This window comes from Methylocystis bryophila (genome assembly GCF_027925445.1).
GTDB lineage: Bacteria > Pseudomonadota > Alphaproteobacteria > Rhizobiales > Beijerinckiaceae > Methylocystis > Methylocystis bryophila.
On sequence record NZ_AP027149.1, the window covers coordinates 4299717 to 4319023 of the forward strand.

The 19307-nt window shown below is 63.4% G+C and carries 23 protein-coding genes; 7 read left to right on the forward strand and 16 right to left on the reverse strand.

The features are described from left to right. Positions 1–35 precede the first annotated feature (35 nt). Positions 36–290 carry a hypothetical protein gene (locus QMG80_RS19890; protein WP_085770747.1) on the forward strand — a complete coding sequence of 85 codons (255 nt, stop codon included), beginning with the start codon at positions 36–38 and terminating at the stop codon, positions 288–290. 582 nt (positions 291–872) lie between these two features. Further along, positions 873–1415 carry a flavin reductase family protein gene (locus tag QMG80_RS19895; RefSeq protein WP_085770749.1) on the forward strand — a complete coding sequence of 181 codons (543 nt, stop codon included), beginning with the start codon at positions 873–875 and terminating at the stop codon, positions 1413–1415. Between the two features lie 305 nt (positions 1416–1720). On the opposite strand, the gene QMG80_RS19900 is transcribed toward QMG80_RS19895, so the two are convergent. From QMG80_RS19900 to QMG80_RS19965, 14 genes are all read right to left on the reverse strand, one after another. Next, positions 1721–2092, reverse strand: a complete 372-nt coding sequence (locus QMG80_RS19900; RefSeq protein WP_085770750.1) for a hypothetical protein — start codon at positions 2090–2092, stop codon at positions 1721–1723. A gap of 143 nt (positions 2093–2235) precedes the next feature. Then, entirely contained in the window at positions 2236–2565 is a 330-nt protein-coding gene (locus QMG80_RS19905; RefSeq protein WP_085770751.1) for a hypothetical protein, read from the reverse strand. Between the two features lie 305 nt (positions 2566–2870). Next, positions 2871–3455, reverse strand: coding sequence for a hypothetical protein (locus tag QMG80_RS19910; protein ID WP_085770753.1), 585 nt, complete (start codon positions 3453–3455; stop codon positions 2871–2873). Then, positions 3455–3712, reverse strand: a complete 258-nt coding sequence (locus tag QMG80_RS19915) for a hypothetical protein (RefSeq protein WP_085770754.1) — start codon at positions 3710–3712, stop codon at positions 3455–3457. The genes QMG80_RS19910 and QMG80_RS19915 overlap by 1 nt, the downstream gene beginning before the upstream one ends. Further along, positions 3709–3936, reverse strand: coding sequence for a hypothetical protein (locus QMG80_RS19920; RefSeq protein WP_085770755.1), 228 nt, complete (start codon positions 3934–3936; stop codon positions 3709–3711). Before QMG80_RS19920 ends, QMG80_RS19915 begins: the two co-directional genes overlap by 4 nt. Then, on the reverse strand, positions 3933–4379 hold the full coding sequence (locus tag QMG80_RS19925) for a DUF5681 domain-containing protein (RefSeq protein WP_085770756.1): 447 nt from the start codon (positions 4377–4379) through the stop codon (positions 3933–3935). Before QMG80_RS19925 ends, QMG80_RS19920 begins: the two co-directional genes overlap by 4 nt. After that, a complete protein-coding gene (locus tag QMG80_RS19930) occupies positions 4376–4729 on the reverse strand; it encodes a hypothetical protein (RefSeq protein ID WP_085770757.1) in 354 nt (117 codons plus the stop codon). The genes QMG80_RS19925 and QMG80_RS19930 overlap by 4 nt, the downstream gene beginning before the upstream one ends. Further along, the gene (locus QMG80_RS19935) at positions 4726–5217 is read right to left on the reverse strand and encodes a RuvC family protein (RefSeq protein WP_085770758.1); all 492 of its coding nucleotides are present in this window, start codon (positions 5215–5217) and stop codon (positions 4726–4728) included. The genes QMG80_RS19930 and QMG80_RS19935 overlap by 4 nt, the downstream gene beginning before the upstream one ends. Next, positions 5214–5528, reverse strand: coding sequence for a hypothetical protein (locus QMG80_RS19940; protein WP_085770759.1), 315 nt, complete (start codon positions 5526–5528; stop codon positions 5214–5216). The genes QMG80_RS19935 and QMG80_RS19940 overlap by 4 nt, the downstream gene beginning before the upstream one ends. A gap of 151 nt (positions 5529–5679) precedes the next feature. Beyond that, positions 5680–6864 carry an AAA family ATPase gene (locus QMG80_RS19945; RefSeq protein WP_085770760.1) on the reverse strand — a complete coding sequence of 395 codons (1185 nt, stop codon included), beginning with the start codon at positions 6862–6864 and terminating at the stop codon, positions 5680–5682. Further along, positions 6861–7508, reverse strand: a complete 648-nt coding sequence (locus QMG80_RS19950) for a hypothetical protein (protein WP_085770761.1) — start codon at positions 7506–7508, stop codon at positions 6861–6863. The genes QMG80_RS19945 and QMG80_RS19950 overlap by 4 nt, the downstream gene beginning before the upstream one ends. Before the next feature lie 75 nt (positions 7509–7583). Then, a complete protein-coding gene (locus QMG80_RS19955; RefSeq protein WP_085770762.1) occupies positions 7584–7826 on the reverse strand; it encodes a MerR family transcriptional regulator in 243 nt (80 codons plus the stop codon). Between the two features lie 81 nt (positions 7827–7907). Next, positions 7908–8609: a hypothetical protein gene (locus tag QMG80_RS19960; RefSeq protein WP_085770763.1), complete on the reverse strand. Its 702-nt coding sequence runs from the start codon at positions 8607–8609 to the stop codon at positions 7908–7910. Between the two features lie 94 nt (positions 8610–8703). Continuing rightward, positions 8704–9969, reverse strand: coding sequence for a tyrosine-type recombinase/integrase (locus tag QMG80_RS19965; RefSeq protein WP_085770764.1), 1266 nt, complete (start codon positions 9967–9969; stop codon positions 8704–8706). 132 nt (positions 9970–10101) lie between these two features. Between QMG80_RS19965 and QMG80_RS19970 the strand changes: the two genes are divergently transcribed. Further along, positions 10102–10575, forward strand: coding sequence for a hypothetical protein (locus tag QMG80_RS19970; protein ID WP_158658618.1), 474 nt, complete (start codon positions 10102–10104; stop codon positions 10573–10575). A 225-nt stretch (positions 10576–10800) separates the two neighbouring features. Continuing rightward, positions 10801–11733, forward strand: coding sequence for a hypothetical protein (locus QMG80_RS19975; RefSeq protein WP_210190842.1), 933 nt, complete (start codon positions 10801–10803; stop codon positions 11731–11733). Positions 11734–11827: 94 nt separating this feature from the next. On the opposite strand, the gene QMG80_RS19980 is transcribed toward QMG80_RS19975, so the two are convergent. Together QMG80_RS19980 and QMG80_RS19985 are read right to left on the reverse strand one after the other, a co-directional pair. Continuing rightward, positions 11828–12274 (reverse strand): hypothetical protein, encoded by a 447-nt coding sequence (locus tag QMG80_RS19980; protein WP_085770767.1) that lies wholly within the window; start codon positions 12272–12274, stop codon positions 11828–11830. Between the two features lie 21 nt (positions 12275–12295). Next, the gene (locus QMG80_RS19985; RefSeq protein ID WP_085773544.1) at positions 12296–13423 is read right to left on the reverse strand and encodes a DGQHR domain-containing protein; all 1128 of its coding nucleotides are present in this window, start codon (positions 13421–13423) and stop codon (positions 12296–12298) included. 607 nt (positions 13424–14030) lie between these two features. Here QMG80_RS19985 and rplJ point away from each other — a divergent pair. From rplJ to rpoB, 3 genes are all read left to right on the forward strand, one after another. Next, positions 14031–14546: a 50S ribosomal protein L10 gene (gene rplJ, locus QMG80_RS19990; RefSeq protein ID WP_085770768.1), complete on the forward strand. Its 516-nt coding sequence runs from the start codon at positions 14031–14033 to the stop codon at positions 14544–14546. A gap of 51 nt (positions 14547–14597) precedes the next feature. Continuing rightward, positions 14598–14978, forward strand: a complete 381-nt coding sequence (gene rplL / locus QMG80_RS19995; RefSeq protein WP_085770769.1) for a 50S ribosomal protein L7/L12 — start codon at positions 14598–14600, stop codon at positions 14976–14978. A 159-nt stretch (positions 14979–15137) separates the two neighbouring features. Continuing rightward, complete coding sequence (gene rpoB / locus QMG80_RS20000; RefSeq protein ID WP_085770770.1) at positions 15138–19274, forward strand: DNA-directed RNA polymerase subunit beta; 4137 nt, start codon at positions 15138–15140, stop codon at positions 19272–19274. Positions 19275–19307: the final 33 nt, after the last annotated feature.

Below are 19307 nucleotides of genomic sequence, written 5' to 3' on the forward strand. Positions count from 1 at the left end.
GCGGGTCTCCGGACGAGAAAGGTCGGGCCAGATCCATGAATGACGAGACGCCGACCAGAGCAAGCATGGCCGAGAAAGTCGGAGATGCAGCTTTCTATGCAGGGTTCATAGCTGGAATCGTTTGCGCGGGACTCCTGCTTTATGCCGAAATGAAAGACATGAAGCGCAGTTTGTTCGACCAACTGTTGGGAGACAGCGCCATCACATTTTCGCTCATAGCCGCTTTTGTCGTGCCCCTCGGTATTGGCTGGCTCTTGCGATATGTGATCTCGAGGAAAAGGTGGAGCTAAATCAAGTCGCTGGCATGCCGGAAAACGTCGGCGGGGCGGGGCTGAGGCTCCGCAAGCGGTAAGGAGTGGGCGCGAAGGCCGCGTCTATCCCGCTCGAGGATTTGAGCGCTGAGAACGACGACTGATTGAGCACTGACAGGCCGCCATCGATCGCGACAGAATCGCGGAGAGCCGCATGGATAATCGCGCCGACAGCCTGACCCCAAACACACCTCTGTCTCTAAAGGAGGCTGCGGAAATTTGCCTGCGGGGCATCGTGAAGGCGTCGACTTTAAGAGCAGCCGCAGAGCGCGGCGAACTTGCGATCGAGCGCTTGGGGCGGCGCATCGTCGTAACTCCGGCAGCCATTGAGGCATGGCGCGAGCGGTGCCGCGTCCGAGCGAAGTCGCCAGGCATAGCCGGAGCCGATGGCGGCGACACTTATCGGACTGCCGAGGTGGCGCTAGCCTCAGCGAGGGCTCAGATTGAGAAGCTCAAGAAAGCCGCCAAAAGATAAGCCGAGCTAGCGCATGGCGACGGAGAAAATCCGGCTCTTCGGGAGACCGCCACGCTATCAAGCCACGCCTGAGAACGGAGGCCTCTATGGAAAGTCTGGCGATCAGCAAAGCCTTCACGCTGATTGAGCCAGGGCCGGTTGTGCTGGTCACGACAAGTGATGGTCACAGAGACAACGTCATGACCATCAGCTGGACCATGGTCCTGGATTTCTCGGCATCATTCGCCCTTACGACTGGGCCATGGAACTATTCCTACGCAGCGCTTGAAAAGACAAAGGAATGCGTGATCGGCGTCCCCGCGGTGGATATGCTCGATACCGTCATCGGCGTGGGGACATGCTCCGGAAGAGACGTAGACAAGTTCGAGAAATTCGGCTTGACGCGCGTTAAGGCGAGGCACGTCCACCCACCGCTCATCAAGGACTGTATCGCGAACATCGAATGCCGGGTCGTCGATATCATCGAGAGACACAACATTGTTGTTCTGGAGGGCGTCGCCGCCTACCTCAATGCGTCTCGCAGAGAGAAGAGGCGAATCCACGCCATTGGCGACGGCACCTTCGTCGTGGACGGGCGCAAGTTCGACAGAAAAGAGATGATGCGGTCCAAACTGCCTGAGGGAATATAACTTCATCCAAGGGCTTCCCCGCGTGCGGCGGCGCGCTGAATGTTGCGCTCCGCCTTCCCGGTCGCCGCGGCATTCGCAGCCGTGAAGCGGTCGGCTTTCAGTTCGCCAATTTGGCAATCTGAACTTCTCCGGTCTCCGCCGTTCACGGTCTCCGGAGCAGCTTCGGAAGCTGGCGGCGAGGTTCCGGGACGACAAGGACATGGCGAACGACCTGAGAGCGCTGGCGGCTCTCGTGGAGAGTAAAGCATCGATTGCCGAGCCTGCGAAGCCCTCTGACGCGCCATCGCTGAAGGACCAGAGCACATCTACCTGAGATCAGCCTTGCCGTTCGTCGCCGCCTCTCGCTCTTTTGCCGCGATCTCCAGCGCCAACTTCCGCAATTTCGCGGCTTTCTCTTCCAGCGGCGCGGGCCTTCTCGCCTTCCCGGCTTGCCAGGCCTTCAATAGGCCGAGAATTTTTAACGCGGCGGACGTGCTCTCATTCACTTTGCCGCCGCCGCCGCCGCAGCCGCGTCCAGATCCGATCAATGTCTTCGCCGCCTCTTTCACGCGAGACGCGCCCTCAATGCGGACGCGAACAGGCATGAACGCCGCGGGATTAGCCATGAGACCGCAGGACGAACCTTCCGCACCCCATTGCAGCGCGGGGCATTCGCCATCATAAACTTCGAACAGCATTCGACCGATCCAACACGGTTCGCAGATGCAGCACATTCCACAGTGATTGCACGGCGCCCAATACGCGGGCTTCGGTATGAGGGGCGCGCCGGCCCCTGAAGCGGCCATGCGCTGGCGGCGCGCGACGTCTATCGACCCCACGTTCACACCTGCCCGGTTCCTAGCGTTGCGTTGAACAACTCGTCGGCGCGCATCTGGTTCAGATCGGGAGCGTTGGCTCCCATCTGCCAAATCAGAAGCTGATTGATGACGCGCAACTCGACCAACATCGCGTTCAGCGCCGCGACGCCGCCGACCTGCTGCCAGTTCGCGTAAGGGTTGACGTTGCTCTGCGCGAGAACGCCCGCATTGCCGCTGAAGCCGGGAACGAAAGCAAACGTTCCGTCCTCGGTGTCGACGAGCAGCGAGCCGTCGCTATTGACGGTCGGCGAGGGAGAATAAGCCGGAAGACCGGGTTTATTGAACGAAGCCATTTTTCATCCTCTCGATACGTTGGCCCCACGCATCGGGTGTAGCGGGCGGAGCGCAGCGCCGCGCCAGCGACATGCCCGCGAGCACGATCTTTCCCGCCACGCGGCTGCGCAGCGCGTAAAGCCGCGGTCTCTCGCCTCGCCGTTCCAGTTCCGCAATCCTAACGCCTCCGGCGGCCCCGCCGATCCATGGCGCCACACACACTGCGATCATCGTTCCGGTTCGAACGACAATGCTGGCGACGCGGTAACGAAGGTCATCAAGCATCATTTTCTCCCGCTCAGTGAAGGCCGGTGGCGACGAGTTGTTAGGCTGTCGTCAACAGACGCGGCGGCGCGTCGAACTCCCAATGGGAGAATTGCGTGCCCGCCGTCGAGACGCTGTTGAGCAAGCCGGTGAGCGCCTGAATCCTTGCTGCCTTCTTGGCGTTCCGCGCCGCCATCACATCGAGATTGGCCTGGTTCTGATCGGAGGTCGCCTGCACTTCCTCCGCATAGGCTTGGTTCGCAGCGTTCGAGCGGATGTTGAGCGCATCGGCCATGCCGGCGGCTTTCGTCCCCGCTCGCACCGCCACGGCAGAACCCGTCGAGCTGTCGATCCCGGCCCCCCCCTGCTGAGCCTGTTCCTGATTGACCTGCTGCTTGACTTGAAAGCCTCGGTTTGAAGCCGCGACTTCGCCGGCCTCCATCGTCATCCCGGCCTGGCGGTTTTCGAGCACGGCGTTATTTGCCGCGACCATCGCGCTGTAGAGGCCAGCGTTGTATGACGCGGTTCCGGCCGCCCGCGCCCCGCCATAGTTCATCAAGCCCCCGGCGAGACTGATTGCGGGGCCGGCGAGGGCCGAAGCGGCGGAGACCGGACTCGCCGTTGCCATTTGAAGAATACCGCCCATCATCCTGTCCTTTCCTGCTGCTCCGCCCAATCGGCGATGCGATCGATTGTGTCGGCAGGCAATGCCGCCATGGTTTCTTCGAAGCCGGCGCGCGTCAGTCTCACTGTGGCCAACGCTTCGTCAGTCACTGCCTCGCCTGTGGCGTCGGCGCGGCACTGCACGACCAGCGCGAACACTTCGCTGTCCGTTAGCGCCTCGAACGGATTCCGCGGGAATCGGTCTTCAAGGGTTTGCAACCGCTTCTCGAGCCGGTTCATTTGAGCCTCACGAGATATGCGCGCTCGAACAGTTCGCGGGCTTGTGCTGAGAGCATCCCCGCGTCGTAGTCCTGGCGCACCTGCGCCCATCGCGCGTCAGCCTCACGCCTCGCGCGCGCCGGGTCTCGCCGCATGAGCGCCAGGCGCGCGGTAAGCTCGCCGGCGATGTCGATTGCGGCCAGGGTTGTTTGTTCAAGCCGTTCGATGCGTCGCTTCAGCATCATCGATGTTTTCCTTCGTTTGCCCTTTCGAGCGCCGCGATCCTGGTTTCCAGTTCGGAGGTCTCGAGCGTCTTGACGAAGCCTTCGACCAACCGCGCGACGCCATCGGCTTCGCTCGGCGTGATCTCGCCGTCCGCGACGGCCTCGAGAAGCGCGGTCATCGCCGCTGCGGCCTCCGATGGCCTCTCGATCCGCGGCAGGTTGAAGCGGACGGGACTGTCACGCCGCGGCGGGGCGATGCGATCGAGAACGAGACGCGCCGCTGTGAGATCGCCGGCCTTCGCCGCCTCGACGACTTTCTTCACGATCGCCTCGGCGTCATCGCTCATGAGCGTTTCGGCGAGCTGCGTGGTCCTGCGGCGGGCTCCCTTCGGCTTGCCGGGGTTTCCCGGTTCGAAAGGCCGTCCCCGCGTTTTTTTCGCGGCGTTTCGCGGTTCGTCGGTCATCGCGCCGAGCCGATACGTTGGATGCCGGAGGGCCCTGGGGCTGCGTCGAAATGCCCGCCCGGCATGGCGGGGGCCGCCGCCACCTGTCGGCGCGCTTGGATCTGCTCCCGGCCGGCGCGTAACTTCAGCGCCTCGATCTGTTCGCTGGCGAGAGCGTCGGACCAGGGATCACATCCAGCGGCACGAAACATGGCCACGAGGGCCGGGCGCACGTCTTCGGGCTGCGGCCTCCGCTGCGGGACGCGTCGCCTCGGCGGCGGCGGCGGGGCGAGGGCCGCATCGACCAAGTCGTTGACAAACTGCGATAAATCCTGCCGGTCGTCGGGGTTCAGGTAAGGCGTTTTGGTCATTTGTGATGTTCCTTTCTTGTGAGTCCGGCGACGGCGATGAGCGCCGCCTCGGCGCGGCCATCGTCCTTGACGCGGGCGAACAGTGCGGCCTTGTCAGGCCAGCGGCGGATGGCTTCAGAGCGGGCCGCGTCTTTAGCCCCATCCTTGCCTGGCGGAATGCCGACCGCGCGTTTCCAAACGGGAGGCGTGATAAACGCCACAGGAAGGCCAGCAGCGGCGCAAACGCCCTCGACGACACCTTTCGAGCGGCCGAAGGCAAACGCGCCTGTAGGGCCTTCTCCGGGGCGCGCGCCGACGAATTCGACGAAGGCTTTAGAAGCCCCCCAACGATAGATGATCGCGGCGAGCAGCGGCGCGTTGACATTGGGGCGCTTGGCCGGCCCGTCGCGCAAGATCGGCATATCTTCGACCGCGAGCAGCTCCCCGGCGGGGCTGAGCAGTGCCAGTGCGCCCTTGCTTCCGAGGTCGACGCCAATGATGTTCGTCATCGGGCGCTCTCCCCTGCAACCAGATCGAGCGCTGCGCCGAGCAAACCGGCAGGGGAGCCGTCAGAGTCGCGAGAGACGGCGGCTCGCAGCGTTTCCAGATCCATCCCGCTTTGCAGTCCAAGAGAGGCGGAGACCGCAGCGTCACGCGCCACATGGTCGAGATCGGTCGAGCCGGGCTTGGCGGTGTCGATGAACAACTCGGCGAGTCTGCCGTCATCATACCGGCCGAAGCCGACGACGAAGCGCTTGCCGTTAAAGTCCAGGTCGCGCAGCTCATGGGCGCGGCGATTGGGGAGACGAATCCGGCTCATTGCCCGCCCCCTTGCTGACCGGACAAACCGGACAAACCGGACATTTGTCCGCGAATGTCCGGGCCATAACTCGGGACGGAAACCGGACGGACAGGACACACCCCCTTTAGGGGGTGTCCGAAATGTCCGGTCCGGTCCGAATGGGGGAAATTCACGGAAGCCACAGAAAGCGCCTCCCGTTTTTTTCGACGGCCACGAGGCTCTCTGCCTTAAGCGCCGCTTCGATGGATCGCTTGAAACCCTTCCGCTGGCGGTCGAACAGTTTTTCTTTGTCCTCGTCCGGCTCCGCCTGCTCGGCGATGCGGGCGAAGAAACGCTGCCGGACTTTCTCGTCAGTGATCGCTCGAACAGTCGGGCCGCCCGGGCCATAGGGCCGCAGGTCTTCCCCGGCGTCGTCGATAGCGTCGTCGATGACGGACATGAGGAGCCGTTGCGCGCGAGGAATAATCCTCGGCTTCTCGATCTTGGCGGCCTCCGCATCCTCGATCTCATCGACTACCAGCGTCGAGATTTCGTCGCCGTCTTCGTCATGACCTATAACGACTCGGGAGAGGCGCGCGCGCAGCCGCACATCGCTTGCGTCGTCTTTCAGCTTTTGGAGGGTCAGCGTCGCCGCAAGGTCGCCCTCGGCGCGCTCGCACAAGATTTGCGCGTCAAGAGCGCCGTTGAGGCTCGAATGCCCGCGCAGCCGCTTGTCGTCGCCGAGGCCACTGTGGTGGACGATCAAGACCAGCGCCTTGAAGTGCTCGGCCAGTGCCCCCGCATTCGCAATAAACGCCGTCATTCCCGCGCCGTTCTCGTCTCCGGCGCCCATCGTGCGGGATAACGTGTCGATGACGATCAGGCCTGGCTCGAGGTTCGCGGACTCGATTGCGGCGATGAGCGCGGAAAGGTCGCCATTGTCGCTTCCGAGATTCGGCGCGGCAGATATGAGCGCGAAGGGGAGATCGCCCGGCAAATCCGGCTCGGCTATTTGATAGCCCGCCTTGCGCTTGCGGAGCCCTGCGGCGCCTTCTGCCCCGATGTAAACCACGGCGGCCTGAGCGACGCGTCTCCCGCCCCACGCGCGCCCCAAGGCGACGCAAAGCGCGATGTGGAAGGCGATGAAGCTCTTGAAGCTTCCCGGCTTGCTGTAGATCGCCGCCAGCCCTTGCAGGGGTAGAACGTGCTTGATGAGCCATTCCGCGAAGCCTGTGAACGCGATGTCGCGCCAATGTTCCAAGTGAAATTTCACCCGGGGAGGACCCGCGGGCGCGCCCGGCGGATTGTATCTATCGTATGGCTCTGCAGCGTCGATTTCTTCGATTGAGACGATGCGCGGGCGTTGAGAGCTCATGCGGCGCGCCTCGCGTCATTGGCCATGACGAACACTTGCGGCGGGGGAAGGCGCAATGCGTCCCGAAGTCGACGCCCAAAGGCGAGATCGTCGACGACAAGGCGCTCCTCGGCTAGGCGCCAGCGGGCGCGGGCCGGGTCCAGGATGATGACGCCAGTCCGGCCGGCGCGAAGCCACGCGAGCGCGTCAGGATGGACGGTCAAGCCGTCGTGCTCGATGCGCGGGGCGCAGATATTCTCCTCGCCGAGCATGCACGCCGCGCCGCGCCACAAGGCCAGCGCGCCGCTATCGAGATCCCACGCGGCAACGTCAATGGTCTCGCCTTGGTCGTCAAAGACAGGAAAGACCACTGCGGCGAACGTGCTGCGCTTTAGACCTGTCTCGGCGGCGAAGTCGAAGCGACCAGGCCCCGAAGGGTTCACGTCGGCGATTTGCAGCGCGTCGAGAAAGCGCCCGCTGGCGCGATCGTCACGTATTCCGAGCCGGCGGAGCGCTGGCCAAAGAGGATGCCCTACCGTCAGATACGCGAATTCATTGAGCGCCCGTTCGCAGGCGTTCAATCCGATACCGAGCCAACGCGGATCGATTGAAGCTTCGTCTTGTTCGTCGGGGCCATTTGGTGTATCGAGCGAGCTGCCAAGCATCGCAAAATTTTGGGGGTCGCCAGCCGCAGCGCGCAGGCTAGGCGGCCCTCTCAGTTCCGAGGGCGCCGCCATCGATCACGCGGCCTGCGCGTCGGGAGTCGAAAGGCGCCGTTGTCCGGGCCGATAGGCCTTGGCGACGGGACCGGGAATCCGGGACGAGCGGCCGTGCTTCTCGACTTCCAGGGCACCGCTTTTGATGTCCTCGTATATTTGCGTCTTTCCGCAAGCCTTTAGAGCGCAAAGCTCTTCGATTGTGAGATATCCATGCTCGAGCCGATCAGCGAGCGTGACGCCCGGCGAAGTCGTTGCAAGCTGCATTTTGTCCTCTCTCGTTTCCGCGAAGGTTGCGACGGGATTGAGAGAACAACAGCGGAAATGGGATGTCACGAAGGGCGGAATTTAATACTTTCCGCCCCCCTTCTTGGGCGAATACCGTTTCTCCTTTTTTACCCCTCGCGCCCTCTTAAAGGCGTCGTCTAGTGCCTTCGTCGAAGGAACATTTATGGACAACGCCTCACATGTGTCTTTCACAAATGCGTTACGTCCGCGTTGACCTGGGATGGTTACATCGATCCACAAATCAATAATCCTACTCCTCAGATAGTTGTTGAATGTGTCGGTCTCCTTGGTCCATCTACGCGGGTTCCCACCCTCATCTACACTCGATAAATGATTTAGCAGTGACATAAAATTCTCATCTAGGCCGCTAACATTTTTCAGCGATTCGATTAACTTCCGCGCATGGTAAGAGATTTCTCGCCTTGATTCGTGCATACCGCGCTCATTATCGATCTTAATTCTAGCTATTCCTATGATACCCTTCTGAATATCTAATATTCTGCGCTCATGGGCATTGCTCCCCGCAAAAATGTTGCGGCTAGGTTTTAAATTCAACGCACCTACAATCTTGCCTAACCGCGAGTAATCCACGCCAAAGGCCCTGCAATAGCTCTGAATTTCTTCCGCTTGCGATTGCCGAGCGCGTTGCGCGAGACGGCGGTGACGCTGCATCTGAGATTCGGCTGTCTCAGCCGGGCGCGCGCCTATCCGTTCCACCTTAGGAGCGCTGACGCTGGCTCCTTCTTCGCCTTCATCATTCATCGCGAGCCCTCGCGTGCGCCCTGTGGAGCGCGGGGAAGCGAGTGGGCTTGTCTCGCTTGTCGGCTGGCCGGCCTATCCCCGCGCGTCTCTTCGTTCACGCCGTCCTGATTAGTGGCGTGACGTTCTCGCGCTCCACCGCGCCATCCTCGCCCGCGATGATCGCCTGCAATCGACGGTCCCACGCTTCCAGTGCAGCGCGCTTTCTTTCGAGTTTGTCTGTTCGCAGATAATGCCGAACCAACGTCTTTGCCTGCCGGTTGACCGCGGAGTCATGCCCGACGATCGCGGCAATGAGTTCGATGCTAATCCCCATGCCGTCGAGCGCCGTAGCGAACGTCCGGCGCAAGTCGTGCGTCGTGAAAGTCGAGATCGGTAGCCGCTCACGTCTCACCAAAAGAGCTTGCCCGACGTGGGCTGCGGTTAGTGGCCGTCCGGTCTCCGAGGCGAACACTGGTCCTGTCTTTGGCAAGCGCCGTTCCACGATCTCGCGAGCGACGCCAACAAGCGGCGTAACTCTTTCGCGCCCATTTTTCGAACGAGCAGCGGGAAGCGTCCATATCCATTTCATCGTGTCGACCTCATCGGCCATCATGCCCGCGACCTCGCCGCAGCGGGCGCCTATAGCGACCTGCACCTTGAGGGCGTCAACGTGGGCGCGTGGGAGGGTGTCCGCTTCGAGCCACGACCAGAGCGCCAGAATCTCTGCATTGCTCAACACCCGCTCGCGTGGCGTGCCGGGGTCATAGACCGTCAATCCTGCGGTCGGGTCAGCAGGGAGGTAGTCCTGAGAGACGGCCCAACGGAACATCGCGCCGACAGTCTGGCGTCGCTTCTCGGCTTCGCGCAGGGCGCCGGCGTCGGCGGCTTCGTCGAAAAGGTCCCGAAGGTCTCGGCGCTTGATCTCTTCGGCCGGGGTCTCCAGCTTCGGAGCCAGAGCGCGCTTTAGTCGGCTCTCAATCTCCTTGCCGCTGCGTAGCTTCCCGCGCACCTGCTTCCGGCAGTAATTCTCAATCAGGTCAGCGACCGTTAGTCGGCTCGCCTTCTCAGCGAGCGCGGCCTTTTCTTCCGCGAGCAGATCAACTCCAGACCGCCCAGCCCTTGTTAGCTCATTGGCGCGGTCGCGCGCCTTGTCGAGATCCACATCGAGGAACTTTCCTAGGGAAGTTCTGACGGAGCGCCCGCCTTTAATCCTGAACGCGAGGTCAAAGGTCTTCACGCCATCGGTCGCGACCCGGACGGCGAGCCCAGCGCAGCGCGAGTCGGGGACGCGGTAGGGCGCGCTCTCCGGCTTCATGGCCTCGATCGAGCGATGCGTCAGCGCCACCGCTTTTTTGGTCAGCCCCGCCCCGCCAGTCCTCATCGCAAAGCTCTCCGTCGCAACACAGTCGCAACAAAATTCCCGGCTCTGGGCGAACGGATGCGAACCGCGACGAACAAGTCATCCTTATATCACACTGATTCTCAAAGGCCAGGAGGCCCGCAGCGAATTTTGGTGAACGTCGGCGGATCGAGGCTTAAAGGCTGGATGCAGACGGCCTTGGCGCATTGCCGCGATCCGCGCCGCCTCTTCGAGGATCTGGGGCCAATACGTGCGCTCGCTGCGCTCGGCATGTTTGCGGGCGGCTTCGCCGCGCCCCTCGTCGGCCCGCCACTGACGGCAGCCTTTCTTTGGCGCGCGCTCTTCGGCGACCTGCTCCATCCCCGAGACGGCTTCGAGCTCGCGCTTACGACGATCTGGTGCTCGCTCGCGCTCGGCGGCCTTCTCGCTTCCTTCTGCCCGATCCTTCTCGGCATGCGGCGGGCCGGCCTGCAAAAGCTCGCGCCGGCGCTTCTCGCCGCGCCGGCCTGGCAAGCGATGCAGAGCGCCGCCGCCTGGCGCGCGCTCTGCGAGCTCAGAAGCCAGCCTTACCTGTGGCGCAAGACCGAGCACGGGCTCGCGCGAAGGGCGGAAGAGGCGGGGCTTTAGCGCATTTCTCCCCCAACCAGCGCGGTCGCGCCCCAGCTCAGACTTAAAACAGCCACAATTGCGTCACTTGCTCTTAAGGTCCCTTCCTGCTTTTTGGGGCGGCGCGCTTGAGCGCGGCGCAACTTCTGCGGGCCGGGCGGTGTTTGCGTAAGGCGACGCGCGCTGCGCAGGGTGCTCCGCGTATTTGGAGCCGCCCGAGCCTTGAGCGAAGAAAAGGGTCGGCGCGTGACAGCCTCCTTTGAAACGCATGAGTTGTTGACGAATTTAACAGGGCTCAAGAAGCGCGGTGAGGGGCATGCGCCCGTCAGTCGGCTCGCGGGGGCGACAAGCGCCGAGCTTGATAGCGATCTCGCCGCGATCTTGACCTCGGCGAGAGCGAAAAGCGCGTCCCAGGCGGTCGAGGCGTCGCAATCTGCGACGATCGATTCCCTGCCCCAAGGCGAGCTCGGCGCATATGCCGCCGGCCCTGTGAGAGCGCTTCCGCCGTCTTACCGGCGGCTGTTAGCGACGCCGTCGATCCTGATTGCCATCGGTTGTATCATCGGCGGCGCCGGTTACACGGGGATGCAAGCCTTGCTGACGCTCCAGGCTCCCCCCGCCTGGCAGGAAGTCGATCCGCCGCAGGAGTCGACGGCGCAAGCCCCTGCCTCCGAGCAGACCGCGGATAGCGCGTCGACCGTTGCGGAGGCCGTCGCCGTCGCGCCGCCGTCGACCGCGAAGACAGCGGCTGCCGTCGAGCCTCTTGCGCCCTTAGATCACGCTGCGTTCGGGCGGAATCGCCTGAACGCAGAACACGTGATCGATTCTAAGAGTTTAGAGCTCGATTCGCGCGAAAAACCGGCTTCCACTTTTTCGCATCGCGCTCTGGCGGCTCCGCAGACGCCCGAGGCTCTCGTCGCCAAGCCCGCAAAGCCGGCGAAGGAACGAAAAAAACATTCCGCCGACAAATCCGACAAGCATGAGCCGCGATCGAGCCGCGACGCGAAATCCAAACCCGCGAAGGTCGCCAAGCCTCACGAGGCTCACGGCGCGCCGGCTGCGCCTCCGTCCGAGGCGAACGCCGAGCCGGCCGTCGTCTCGGACGCGCGGCGGGCCGCCCAAAAGATTACGGGAGCGCTCAAAGGCTTGGTGGACACAGACTTCCGCGCTCGTCCCTGACGCGGTTGGGGCCCGCGCGCTTCGGCCTGAGGCGTCAGCCTTTCGCGTGACGCAGGATTTTCGCCGCCCGGCGCCCGAGAAGACGCACGGCAGGTTACGGAAAAGCCGGATTTCGGCCCTTGCCGTGGAACCGCACGCTTTGTTCCCCAACAAATCGGCCGCCGGGCGGAGGCGGGAATGAGGCGCCGACCACAGCTTCGCGTAAGATCGCAGCAAGCTCGCTCACATCGGCGCGACAGCTTGTAACATGCGCCCGCCCGTCGGAACCGATCCGGAACGAGCAGCTTGCCGAGCAGGTCTGGACCTCGACCGTCGCCAGGGGATAGGCCCATTCCCGCTTGGTCGGGCACGGGGCCGGCGTGTTGGCGTAAGGATTGACGAGGGGCATGCGCGCCCGAATGATTTGCGAGACCTCACTCGCATAGGCGCTATTCGGCTGCCCTTCGGCGGGCTGGGCCTTGGCGGAGGCGGAAAGGGCCGCCACGGCCAGAAGTTGAAGGTAAACGGAGGCGGTCGCGCGCCAAACGAAACGAGCGCTCATGTCCAGTCCTTGAGGAAGGCGTTAGTTGAACAGCCAGTCCTTGAGCGAGAAGCCCGCGGTGAGCGTCTTGCGGAAGTGCTCGCGCATCGCCAGATGGCCGGCGCCCGGCTTCGGCAGCTCGCTCTTCTTCAGCCGGCGGAACATCGGCAGCAAGATCTGCTGGAAGGCCTCGACGCGAAGCTCGCCCCCGCCCCGTTCCGCCACGCGTTCCGCAATGTCGGGGAACAGCAACAGCAGGGCTTTGAACAGCGCCGGATTGACCATGTTCTCCTGCGCGCCCTGCAGTCTCAGCCCCTCGGCGCAAACCGACAGATAGCGATTGAGCGCGCCATAGACGTCCTCGGCGCTGGCGTCATTGAAAATGCTCTCGATCGGCTTCAAGGCGGCGTTGAAGGTGACGCGCGAGATCATCCCCTTGCGTCGCTCCGCGGGAGACAGCAGCCCGTTCAACGCGCTGTCCTCATTCTTGGCGAAGAGGTCGAAAACATCGTGGAGCAGCGCCTCCGCGGCGGTCTCAGACTCGGAGAGGCGACGGATGTCGAGCAGCAGCTCCTGAGGCACCGGCCGCTGCTTGGTGTTGATGTCCATGAACAGCTGACATTCCTGGGCGCGCGTCAGCTTGTTGTAGACGACGACCGGCACCTTGATCTTCCGCTTGGCCATATGGAAGCCGAAGATGCGATGCTGCCCGTCGATGATGAGGAAGGCGCCCGGATCCCTGCGGAAGCGCAGCAGGCCGCTCTCGCGGTCGTAGCGCAGCTGCGCCTGCGGCTGCGCCGAGAGAATGACGGCGCAAGGCGTCGTTCCGAAGCCGCTGTCGATGTATTTGGCGATCTCCTTCGCCCGGCGCCGATCGAGCAGGCGCTGGAATCCGTCGAGCGGATTTTCGGCGCGCGTGTCGGCGGTGCAGCAGGCTGCGAGAACGTCGCTCGAGAGCGTCAAGGAGTAGAAACGGTGCCGTCCCTGCGTGACGATATGCGCCGCTTCGGTGATCGACTTGCCCGCGTTTTCCGGCAGGGCTTCCTCTTCGCCCTCCGCGTCAGGCCCCACGATGGGGGCGTTGGGAGACGCGCCGGCGACGCGTGCGGCCTCCTCCGCGGAAAAAGCGGTTGCGACCTGGGTCGGCGGGCTGTCGAGAGAGCTGTCCATGCGCGTGATCCCCATTGGCGGATTTTTTGCCGTCCGCAGGACGGCGACTCGCAACGCGGTGATTCGACACGACGAACGAAGGCGTAAGCCCGCATGGGCGCAAAAATAAGGCTGTCAAGCCCTTCTTGAACAGGTTTTTGAAAATCCCTCTTGGCAAGGGGCCGCAAAATGGCTAAATAACTCGTTCCGAGGAGCAGGCCGGGCGCGGCCGCCCCTCTCAATAAGGAATCAGAGCTTCCGTTGAAACCTCGCGTCAGCGCAAGGCGAAACGGTGGATAGGCCGGAGGGCCGGGGCCTCAGTCCCGCGCCCCGTCCGGCCATATCCTGTCCGAGACTGCCGGCGTCCGCAAAGGGCTTCTCGCCCTGCGCGGCTTAATCTGCCGAGTCGCCCGCAAGGGCGCTTGGCGGCCTGCACAGACGGGGAAACCACGAATTTGGGGCCGGCCCGCTTGGGCCTGGTCCTTCGGATTTGGTTCGGCGCCCCCTCAACCGCAGCGATCTTCGCCGCGGGGACAGGATCTACGGAGGCCGTCCGGCTCCCCTCGGGGCGGCGGGCGGCATGTCGCAACCGGCGGGGCTACGACCCCGCTTTGCAGAGAGAGCACCCGTGGATAGAGCGGAGAAAGCCCAAGCTGTGGCGGCGCTGAAGGAGGTCTTTTCCAAGACCTCCGTCGTCGTCGTCGCGCATTACTCCGGCTTGACGGTCGCCCAAATGCAAAAGCTGCGTAAGCAGGCTCGCGCAGCGGGCGCCACCGTTCAGGTCGCCAAGAACCGCCTCGTCAAGATCGCTCTCGACGGCGAAAGCGCCGCCTCCATCGGCCCCTTGCTCAAGGGACCGACACTGATCGCCTATTCGGACGATCCGGTGGCGGCGCCCAAAGTCGCGGCGACCTTCGCCAAGGACCACGACAAGTTCGTGATCCTGGGTGGAGCGCTCGGCGCGACGGCCCTCAATCCCGATGGCGTGAAGTCGCTCGCGACCATGCCTTCGCTGGACGAACTGCGCGCAAAGCTCGTCGGCCTCATCCAGGCCCCGGCGACGAAGATCGCGCAGCTCCAGACCGCGCCTGCAGCCAAGCTCGCGCGCGTGTTCGGGGCCTACGCCAACAAAGACGCGGCCTGATCAAGGCCTTCTGTAACAAACCATCGAACCAATCCGAAGGAAGACACCACAATGGCCAATCTTGAAAAGATCGTCGAAGACCTCTCGTCGCTGACCGTGCTCGAAGCCGCCGAGCTCGCCAAGCTCCTCGAGGAGAAGTGGGGCGTCTCGGCCGCCGCCGCCGTCGCTGTCGCGGCGGCTCCGGGCGGCGCCGCCGCCGCTGCCGCTCCGGTCGAGGAGAAGACCGAATTCAACGTGATCCTGGCCGCGGCCGGGGACAAGAAGATCGAGGTCATCAAGGAAGTGCGCGCCATTACCGGCCTCGGCCTCAAGGAAGCCAAGGACCTCGTCGAGGGCGCGCCGAAGCCGGTCAAGGAAGGCGCCAGCAAGGAAGAAGCCGAGAAGATCAAGGCCCAGCTCGAGAAGGCCGGCGCCAAGGTCGAGCTCAAGTAAAATCTACATTCTCCCTCTCCCGCCTCCGCGGGAGAGGGTTTTCGGCCGACCACCGCCGGGGCTAGCAGCGAATAGCGAATAGCGAATAGAGTGGTTCATCTATTCGCTATTCGCAACTTGCTATTCGCCTGAAACAAACCTTAAGGTTCGAGAGACGACATGGCTCAGCAGAGCGCGCAAAAATTCTCAAGCCGCAAGCGGGTTCGCAAATATTTCGGCCACATCCGCGAAGCCGCCGAGATGCCCAATCTCATCGAGGTCCAGAAGGCCTCCTACGACCAGTTCCTGATGGTTGATGAGCCGGAAGGCGGGCGTCCCGAAGAAGGACTGCAAGGCGTTTTCCGCTCGGTGTTTCCGATCTCCGATTTTGCTCAGGTCTCGCTGCTGGAATTCGTGCGCTACGAGTTCGAGGCGCCGAAATACGACGTCGACGAATGCCGTCAGCGCGGCATGACCTTCGCCGCGCCGCTCAAAGTGACGCTGCGCCTCATCGTCTTTGACGTCGATCCGGAGACGCAGGCGAAGTCCATCAAGGACATCAAGGAGCAGGACGTCTACATGGGCGACATGCCGTTCATGACGTCGAACGGCACCTTCATCGTCAACGGGACCGAGCGCGTCATCGTCTCGCAGATGCACCGCTCGCCCGGCGTCTTCTTCGACCACGACAAGGGCAAGAGCCATTCCTCCGGCAAGCTCTTGTTCGCCGCGCGCATCATTCCCTATCGCGGCTCCTGGCTCGACATCGAATTCGACGCCAAGGACATCGTCTATGCGCGCATCGACCGACGCCGCAAGATTCCCGCGACCTCGCTGCTTCTGGCGCTCGGGCTCGACAGCGAGGAGATTCTCTCGACCTTCTACAAGACGATTCCCTACACGCTGGACGGCGACAGCTGGCGCATGCCCTTTGACGCCGAGCGCCTGAAGGGCGTCAAGGCCACGGCCGACATCATCGACGCCGACACGGGCGAGGTCATCCTCGAGGCCGGCAAGAAGCTTGCCGTGCGCGCGGCGCGCCAGCTTGCCGAAAAGGGCGTGAAGGCGATCAAGGTCGCCGCCGAGGAGCTTTACGGCCAATATCTCGCCCAGGATCTCTTCGACATGTCGACCGGCGAGATCTTCGCCGAGGCGGGCGATGAGATCACCGCGAAGACCTTGCCGCTCCTCATCGACAAGGGCTTGGGCGAACTGCCTATTCTCGACATCGACCATATCAATATCGGTCCCTACATCCGCAACACGCTGGCGCTCGACAAGAACAGCGCGCGGGAAGACGCGCTGTTCGACATCTATCGCGTCATGCGCCCCGGCGAGCCGCCGACGATCGAGACGGCGGAGGCGATGTTCCATTCGCTGTTCTTCGACGCCGAGCGTTACGACCTCTCCGCGGTCGGCCGGGTCAAGATGAACATGCGCCTCGACCTCGACGCGCCCGACACGATGCGCGTGCTGCGTCGCGAGGACATCGTCGCTGTCGTCAGGGCGCTCGTCGACCTGCGCGACGGTCGCGGCGAGATCGACGACATCGACCATCTCGGCAATCGCCGCGTGCGCTCTGTCGGCGAGCTGATGGAAAATCAGTATCGCTTGGGGCTTTTGCGCATGGAGCGCGCCATCAAGGAGCGCATGTCCTCGGTCGACATCGATACGGTGATGCCGCAGGATCTCATCAACGCCAAGCCTGCGGCCGCGGCGGTGCGCGAGTTCTTCGGCTCGTCGCAGCTCTCACAGTTCATGGACCAGACCAATCCGCTCTCCGAGATCACCCACAAGCGCCGTCTCTCGGCGCTTGGTCCGGGCGGTCTCACGCGCGAGCGCGCCGGCTTCGAGGTGCGCGACGTGCACCCGACGCATTACGGCCGCATCTGCCCGATCGAGACGCCGGAAGGTCCCAACATCGGCCTCATCAACTCGCTCGCGACCTTCGCGCGCGTCAACAAATACGGATTCATCGAGGCGCCCTATCGCCGCGTGCGCGACGGCAAGGTCACGGGTGAGGTCGTCTATCTTTCGGCGATGGAGGAGCAGAAGTTCCACGTCGCACAGGCCAACGCGGCGGTCGACAACGACGGCGTGCTGACCGAGGACCTCGTGCTCTGCCGTCACGCCGGCGACGTCGTGCTGACGACGCGCGATCGCGTCGACGCCATGGACGTGTCGCCCAAGCAGCTCGTCTCGGTCGCGGCCGCGCTGATTCCGTTTCTGGAGAACGACGACGCCAACCGCGCGCTGATGGGCTCCAACATGCAGCGCCAGGCCGTGCCGCTCGTCAAGGCGGACGCGCCGCTCGTCGGCACCGGCATGGAAGGAGTCGTCGCGGCCGACTCGGGCGCAGCGATCGCGGCGCGCCGCACCGGCGTTGTCGATCAGATCGACGCGACCCGCATCGTTATCCGCGCGACCGAGGACTTCGATCCGGGGCGCCCCGGCGTTGATATCTACCGCCTCATGAAGTTCCAGCGCTCGAACCAGTCGACCTGCATCAACCAGAAACCGCTGGTGCGCGTCGGCGACCTCGTGCGCAAGGGCGACATCATCGCCGATGGCCCCTCCACTGATCTCGGCGACCTCGCGCTCGGCCGCAATGTGCTCGTCGCCTTCATGCCTTGGAACGGGTACAACTTCGAAGACTCGATCCTCTTGAACGAGCGCATCGTCAAGGACGACGTGTTCACCTCGATTCACATCGATGAATTCGAGGTGATGGCGCGCGACACCAAGCTTGGTCCCGAGGAGATCACGCGCGATATTCCGAACGTCTCCGAAGAGACGCTGAAGAATCTCGACGAGGCGGGGATCGTCTACATCGGCGCCGAGGTTCAGGCGGGCGACATTCTCGTCGGCAAGATCACGCCCAAGGGCGAAAGCCCGATGACGCCGGAAGAAAAGCTGTTGCGTGCGATTTTCGGCGAGAAAGCCTCGGACGTGCGCGACACGAGCCTGCGCGTGCCGCCGGGCGTTCAAGGCACGATCGTCGAAGTGCGCGTGTTCAACCGCCACGGCGTGGAGAAGGACGAACGCGCGCAGGCGATCGAACGCGAAGAGATCGAGCGTCTGGCCAAGGACCGCGACGACGAGCTCGCGATCCTCGACCGCAACGTCTACGCGCGTCTCGCCGAGATGCTGACCGGCAGGAAGGCTGTCGCCGGGCCGAAGTCCTTCAAGAAGGATCAAGTGCTCACGCAGGCGCTGCTTGAGGAGCATCCGCGTTCGCAGTGGTGGACCTTTGCCGTCGAGGACGACGCGCTGATGGCGGCGATCGAGGCCGTGCGCAAGCAATATGACGAGGCGAAGAAGGGCCTCGAGACGCGCTTCCTCGATAAGGTCGAGAAGTTGCAGCGCGGCGACGAGCTGCCGCCCGGCGTGATGAAGATGGTGAAGGTCTTCGTCGCGGTGAAGCGCAAGATCCAGCCGGGCGACAAGATGGCCGGACGCCATGGCAACAAGGGCGTGGTTTCGCGCATCGTGCCGCAGGAAGACATGCCCTTCCTCGAGGACGGCACGCCCGTCGACATCGTGCTCAATCCGCTCGGCGTGCCGAGCCGCATGAACGTCGGCCAGATTCTCGAGACGCATCTCGGCTGGGCCTGCGCTGGACTTGGCAAGCAGGTCGGCGCGGCGGTCGACGCCTATCTGCGCACGAAGGACGCCGGGCCGCTCCGCGAGAAGCTCTTGGAGGTCTATGACGGCGACAAGGGGATCGCGGAGCTCGACGAGCGGCTCCTGCGCGAGGTCGGCGAGAACCTGCGCCGCGGCGTGCCGATCGCAACGCCCGTCTTCGACGGCGCGCGCGAGAAGGACATCGTCGACATGCTCGACCGCGCGGGTCTCGCCTCCTCGGGTCAGGTGACGCTCTTCGATGGCCGCACGGGCCAAGCTTTCGATCGCAAGGTGACCGTCGGCTACATCTACATGCTGAAGCTGCACCATCTCGTCGACGACAAGATCCATGCGCGATCGATCGGTCCTTACTCGCTCGTCACGCAGCAGCCGCTCGGCGGAAAGGCCCAGTTCGGCGGGCAGCGCTTCGGCGAGATGGAGGTGTGGGCGCTCGAGGCCTATGGAGCGGCCTATACGCTGCAGGAAATGCTGACGGTGAAATCCGACGACGTCGCCGGCCGCACCAAGGTCTATGAATCGATCGTGCGCGGCGACGACAATATCGAGTCGGGCATTCCGGAGAGCTTCAACGTGCTCATCAAGGAAATGCGCTCGCTTGCTCTCAACGTCGAGCTGACCTCGACGGCGCCGGAAGGCGAGGATCAGGCGATGCCGTCGGAAGCCGCCGAGTAAGACGTTGAGCGCGATTTCTCCCTCGAACGGCAT